The organism is Buttiauxella warmboldiae, from assembly GCF_003818135.1.
GTDB classification, from domain to species: domain Bacteria; phylum Pseudomonadota; class Gammaproteobacteria; order Enterobacterales; family Enterobacteriaceae; genus Buttiauxella; species Buttiauxella warmboldiae.
This window is the reverse complement of sequence record NZ_RPOH01000023.1, coordinates 36,468-42,467: the sequence shown is the minus strand read 5'-3', so window position 1 is coordinate 42,467 and position 6,000 is coordinate 36,468. Positions and strand designations below refer to the sequence as shown.

5 protein-coding genes are annotated in these 6,000 nt (G+C 53.4%); all 5 read right to left on the bottom strand.

Annotated features, from left to right (window positions below; all coding sequences use genetic code 11):
- Nucleotides 1-97 precede the first annotated feature (97 nt).
- A complete protein-coding gene (locus EHN07_RS07190) occupies nucleotides 98-1,201 on the bottom strand; it encodes a branched-chain amino acid ABC transporter substrate-binding protein (RefSeq protein ID WP_124023497.1) in 1,104 nt (367 codons plus the stop codon).
- 221 nt (nucleotides 1,202-1,422) lie between these two features.
- A complete protein-coding gene (gene rpoH / locus EHN07_RS07185) occupies nucleotides 1,423-2,277 on the bottom strand; it encodes an RNA polymerase sigma factor RpoH (RefSeq protein ID WP_124023496.1) in 855 nt (284 codons plus the stop codon).
- A gap of 259 nt (nucleotides 2,278-2,536) precedes the next feature.
- Nucleotides 2,537-3,592 carry a permease-like cell division protein FtsX gene (gene ftsX, locus EHN07_RS07180; RefSeq protein WP_124023495.1) on the bottom strand — a complete coding sequence of 352 codons (1,056 nt, stop codon included), beginning with the start codon at nucleotides 3,590-3,592 and terminating at the stop codon, nucleotides 2,537-2,539.
- Nucleotides 3,585-4,253, bottom strand: a complete 669-nt coding sequence (gene ftsE, locus EHN07_RS07175) for a cell division ATP-binding protein FtsE (protein ID WP_124023494.1) — start codon at nucleotides 4,251-4,253, stop codon at nucleotides 3,585-3,587. Before ftsE ends, ftsX begins: the two co-directional genes overlap by 8 nt.
- A gap of 2 nt (nucleotides 4,254-4,255) precedes the next feature.
- Nucleotides 4,256-5,881: a signal recognition particle-docking protein FtsY gene (gene ftsY / locus EHN07_RS07170; RefSeq protein WP_124023493.1), complete on the bottom strand. Its 1,626-nt coding sequence runs from the start codon at nucleotides 5,879-5,881 to the stop codon at nucleotides 4,256-4,258.
- Nucleotides 5,882-6,000 lie beyond the last annotated feature (119 nt).

The window sequence follows — 6,000 nt, the reverse complement described above, 5'->3', positions numbered from 1 at the left end:
ATATGTGACTAAGAGACAGCAGCACCCCAGGAGAGGGAGAAAACCGGGCCAGTTCCCTCTCCCGGAGGAGAAGGAACTGGTGAGGGCGGCCGATAAATTATTTAGCGTCGGTCGCTGTGCCGTTGGCATGCCAGGTAAACACGCCAAACTCAAACCCTTTCAGATCGCCTTTCTCATCCCAGCTCAATGGCCCCATCACGGTTTCAACAGTTGCGCCTTTCAGATAGGTAGCGATTTCAGCAGGCTCCGCTGATTTGTTCAGGCCAGCAGCCAGCGATTGCAGCGCGGCGTAGGTGGTCCAGACGAACGCGCCGCTTGGATCTTGTTTCTTCGCTTTGATTGCCTCTACAACCGGTTTGTTGGCGGGAACCTGGTCGTAGTTCTTCGGCTTGGTCACCAGCAGGCCTTCCGCAGATTCGCCCGCAATGTTAGACAGGGAAACGTTCGCCACCCCTTCTGGCCCCATGAACTGAGTTTTCAGACCCGCAGCGCGAGACTGACGCAGGATCTGGCCCATTTCCGGGTGATAGCCGCCGTAGTAAACGAAATCGATATTCTCTTTCTTCAAACGAGCCACCAGGGTGGAGAAGTCTTTCTCGCCTGCGGTGATCCCGTCAAAAAACACCACGTTAGCGCCGCCTTTTTTCAGGTTGTCCTGAACGGAGCGCGCCAGGCCTTCGCCATACTGTTGTTTGTCATGAATCACCGCGATGTTTTTCGGTTTCACACGATCAAGGATATATTTCGCAGCCGTTGGGCCCTGATCGGAGTCCAGGCCTGTGGTACGCATTGTTAATTTGTAACCGCGCGCAGTCAGCTCAGGGGCCGTCGCCGCAGGGGTGATCATCAGAACACCTTCGTCTTCATAGATATCAGACGCAGGCTGGGTGGAAGAGGAACACAGGTGTCCAATGACGTATTTGATGCCATCGTTAACCACTTTGTTGGCGACAGCCACTGCTTGTTTCGGGTCACAGGCATCGTCATATTTGGTGATAACCAGTTTGTCGCCTTTGATACCGCCTTTGGCATTAATATCTGCAACCGCTTGTTCCGCACCGGTAAATTCCTGGTCGCCATATTGTGCAACCGGGCCAGACATCGCCCCAACGACCGCGACTTTGATCTCCTTCGCAACTGCTGCGTTGCTCATCGCAAGTGCAATACAACCCGCCAATAACGCTTTGCCCTTCATGTTCATCCTGAGAATCCCCATTCTTGTTGTGATTGGTATTTGTTGTGTTGTTTTGGCACGATTTTATTTTTGATTGACGAATACCGCGTATGCCTTCGCCGCACTCAGAGTTAAAAACATACCCGAATTTGCGGTTTTTGGAATAACAATTTTTTCACAATGGGAAAGGAAAGTGACGGGCATAAAAAAACCGCCCTGGCAGGCGGTTTTTTATCTGACGGAAGAACTTACGCTTCGATGGCCATGCGCAGCTTTTTCATCGCGTTCTTTTCAAGCTGGCGCACACGCTCGGCGGAAACGCCATAACGGTCGGCCAGTTCTTGCAGCGTGCTCTTGTTGTCTTCGTCGAGCCAACGTGCACGGATAATATCCTGGCTGCGTTCATCCAGCCCCAACATGGCATCGCTGAGTTTATCAGCGGCGTGCGATTCCCAGTTGTCGTCTTCAATACCGTCGGCAAAGTTAGAAGACTTATCCTGCAAGAACAGCACCGGCGCCATTGGTGCGCTGTCCGAATCGTCGTCGTTGCCCATATCGAACGTCATATCCTGCGCCGCCATACGCGATTCCATCTCACGCACATCTTTGCTGGAAACACCCAGCTCGCTGGCGACCATTTCCACTTCGTCCTGGTTGAACCAACCCAGACGCTGTTTCGTTTTACGCAGGTTAAAGAACAGCTTACGCTGTGCTTTCGTGGTGGCTACTTTCACAATACGCCAGTTACGCAGAACGTATTCGTGAATTTCAGCTTTGATCCAGTGCACGGCGAACGACACCAGACGGACCCCCACTTCCGGGTTGAAGCGGCGCACCGCTTTCATCAGGCCAATGTTACCTTCCTGAATCAGGTCAGCCTGCGGCAAGCCATAGCCCGAGTAATTACGAGCGATATGAACAACAAAGCGCAGGTGAGACAGGATCAGCCTTTTCGCTGATTCCAGGCAGCCCTGGTAATGCAGCTTTTCAGCCAGCTCCTTCTCTTCCTCAGCCGTTAACATCGGCCAGGAGTTAGCGGCCCGGATATAAGCTTCCAGGTTACCAACAGGGGCTAAAGCTAAATTTTGCATTTCTTTGGTCATTCAAACCCTCTCTTAGAGACTAACGTACAGGTTGCTACACCATGTTGCACCCGACTCCACGCCAGGGGGCAAACCGTACCACTCACAGTAACTTCAGACAGTGATGTTATCCACAAGTTCACTGTAAAGCTGTGCATATATTGCACACAAAATGTGACAGAGCTATGAAACTGGGCAGGAGAAACGGCACAACCGAGGTGGGAACGCGTCCCCTGCTGATGGGTACTTCGTAGCAGGGGACAAGTATATCAAAAAATTTTTACTGTGGGGTAAAACGACGTAAATGTTGTACCGTCGCGATCCAGGCTGCAAGCCAGCCGCTCATTGATGCCACCAGCAGCAACAGCAGGCATTCATCAAACCCTAAGCCCGTCAGATCGAATTTAGTACCAAACACCTGCGCCACTTCGGTGACCGCAGATGATAAGCGCCACACCAGAATTTCAGTCAGGATCAGCGACAAAAATGCCCCGCTAAAACCTAACAGCGCGCCGCCGTACAGGAACGGTCGCAGGATGAATCCATCCGTGGCCCCAATCAGTTTCTGCACGTTGATGGTATCGCGGCGAGCGAAAATGCTCAGGCGCACGCTGTTACCAATCACGAGGAATACAGCAGCCACCATTAACACGCCGATCATCGCAGCAACGCGCCCTACAAGACCCGTCAGCGAGGCAAGGCGCGCAAACCAGCTGTCATCCATGCGCACTTCATCGACGCCATTAATGCGGGCCACGCGATCGCGCAGGGTATTGAGGTGGTCGGTGGTCTGGAAATCGAGTTTCGGATTAACCACGGCAACCGCAGGCAGCGGATTCTCTTCGAGCATATCCAGCGCGCCGCCAAAGCCCGACCAGTTACGGAACTCGCCCAGCGCTTCGTCGCGCGACAGATAGTTAACTTTATCGACGCCCTCTTCCGCCTGAATCGCGCCGACCACCTGCTGCGCGGCGTTATCGTCCAGCGCTTTGTCGAGGTAAACGGTGATTTGCGGAGAAGGATAGTACTGCGTGGCCGCCTGGTTGACGTTCTTGTAAACCATATAGCACACGCTTGGCAGCGTCAGGGAGATGGCAATCACCATCACCGTCAGGAAGGTGGCTAATGGCTTGCTGCGCAAATCCTGTAATGCCCCTTGCCAGGCGTAGCGGAACTGCTCGTTCACACCGCCCTTAAGGGATTTGCTTTTCGACTGAGGGCCTTTGCCACGTTTTTTCACCGAGCGGCCTAAATCCCCGAGCTTATTGAGCGAGTTGATTTTATCCAGCTTGTTGCTAAAGCGCTTGATGTGGTTGAGCGCGCTACGTTTATTCACCTGTCAGGCCTCCATGCAAATGGCCGTCGCTTAACGTCAACATGCGATAATTACGGCGGGATATCAGCCCCATGTCGTGCGTTGCCATCAGAACCGTTACGCCCACGCGGTTAAACTCTTCGAACAGACGCAAAATCCCTTCCGAGAGCGCATCATCGAGGTTACCCGTGGGTTCATCCGCCAGCAACACCGCAGGCTTATTAACCACCGCGCGGGCAATGCCCACGCGTTGCTGTTCGCCGCCAGAGAGCTGGATGGGGAAATTTTTCGCTTTATCGAGCAGGCCCACTTTATCCAGTGCCGCCGATACGCGACGGCGAATATCTTCACCGCTGGCACCCGCGATAATCAACGGAATGGCCACGTTGTCATACACGGTTCGGTCCATTAACAGATGGTGATCCTGGAAGATCATCCCAATCTGGCGGCGCAGAAAGGGCACTTCGCGGCTCCTGAGGCGGCTAATATCATGGCCGCTGAAAAAGATCTTTCCGGCGCTTGGCCGCTCAATACCGCAGATAAGCTTCAGCAGGGTACTTTTCCCCGCGCCTGAATGGCCGGTCAGAAAAGCCATCTCGCCTGGTTGCATATGGAAGGTCACCCCCTGCAACGCTTGTCTCCCGCCGAGATAGGCCTTACTAACGTGTTCAAAGCGAATCATGGTTAATCCTCTCGGGCAAAAAGTGCCTCAATAAAATCGCCCGCATTAAACGGACGCAGGTCCTCAATACGCTCGCCGACGCCAATATAGCGAATCGGAATACCAAACTGGTCGGCCACGGAGAAAATCACGCCGCCTTTGGCGGTGCCATCAAGTTTGGTGAGCGTAATGCCTGTCAATCCAACGGCTTCATGGAACAATTTAGCCTGGCTAATCGCGTTCTGGCCGGTGCTGGCATCGAGGGTAAGCATCACCTCATGCGGCGCATCTTCGTCCAGCTTTTTCATTACCCGGACGATCTTCTTCAGCTCTTCCATCAGGTGCGCTTTATTCTGCAAACGCCCGGCGGTATCCGCCAGCAGCACGTCGACATTGCGCGCTTTCGCCGCCTGAATAGCATCGAAAATAACCGATGCCGAATCGGCCCCGGTGTGCTGGGCGATAACAGGAATATTGTTACGCTCGCCCCACACCTGCAATTGCTCGACCGCTGCGGCACGGAAGGTATCGCCTGCGGCCAGCATCACAGATTTGCCTTCCTGCTGGAACTGGCGCGCCAGTTTGCCAATGGTGGTGGTTTTCCCCACGCCGTTAACGCCCACCATCAGGATAACAAATGGCGTTTTGCCTTCCACTTTCAGCGGCTCATCGACTTTCGCCAGAATGTCGCCCATCTCTTCTTTAAGCAGGCCGTACAACGCTTCCGCGTCGCGCAGCTCTTTGCGGCTTGCGCCTTCTGTCAGGTTAGTGATGATTTTGCGTGTGGTTTCCACACCGACATCGGCAATAAGCAGCTGCTCTTCGAGCTCTTCAAACAGATCATCGTCGATTTTCTTACCGCGGAACAGACTGATAAATCCGGAACCGAGATTCTGTTTGGTTTTAATCAGGCTGCGTTTGAGGCGCGCGAAGAAACCTTCTTTGGTTGGGCGCTCTTGTTCGTGCTGGACTTGTTCGGCCTGAGTCTCTTCAGGCTCCAGCTCTGCCGGAACGCTTTCAACGATAGCGGCAACAACAGCAGCCTCTTCAACAACTTCTTCTGCCGGTGTTTCTTCGACAACGACGTCTTCCATGACGGTAGCTTCAACCGGAGCGGCTGCAGCCTCTTCAGGCTCAACAACGGGTTCAGCTGCAATAACAGTTTCAGATACCACAGACTCTTGCTCAGGCTGCCACTCTTCCGGCGATTCAACCTGCGCAGCGTCCGGCGTGATGACCTCTTCAGGAACCGGCAGCTCTTCGTGTTCGACCGCAACTTGCGCCGTAACTTCTGGTTCTGGTTCTGGTTCTGGAATGATTTCCGGTTCAGCCGCAGCCACTTCGCTTGCGAGGAGTTTTTCAGTGACGTCTACGATCTCTTCAGCGAAGGCTTCAGGTTCTTCATGCTTTTCAAGCACAACAGGCTCAGCTTCAGGCTGAATCTCAGTTTGCCGCTCTGGCTTAATCTCTTCTGGCTGTGCAGTTTCCTCAGCGGCTTGCGGCTGCTGGGTTTCAATAACCTGAGCCACAGCTTCTTCTGCAACCGTTTGTTCTTCTGCTACTTTTTGTTCTGGTTCTGGTTCAGAAGCCTGCTCTTTCTGGCCAAAGCCCAGCCATGAAAAAAAGCCACGTTTTTTCTCTTTCGCCATTTGCGAACACACCCCTCGCTGTTAATTCATGGCACAGGCCCGATTGAGCATGCCACGGGCACTGAAAATAATTATCTAATGAATGCCTTAGTCTATCACTTTCCCCGCTTTACACACAC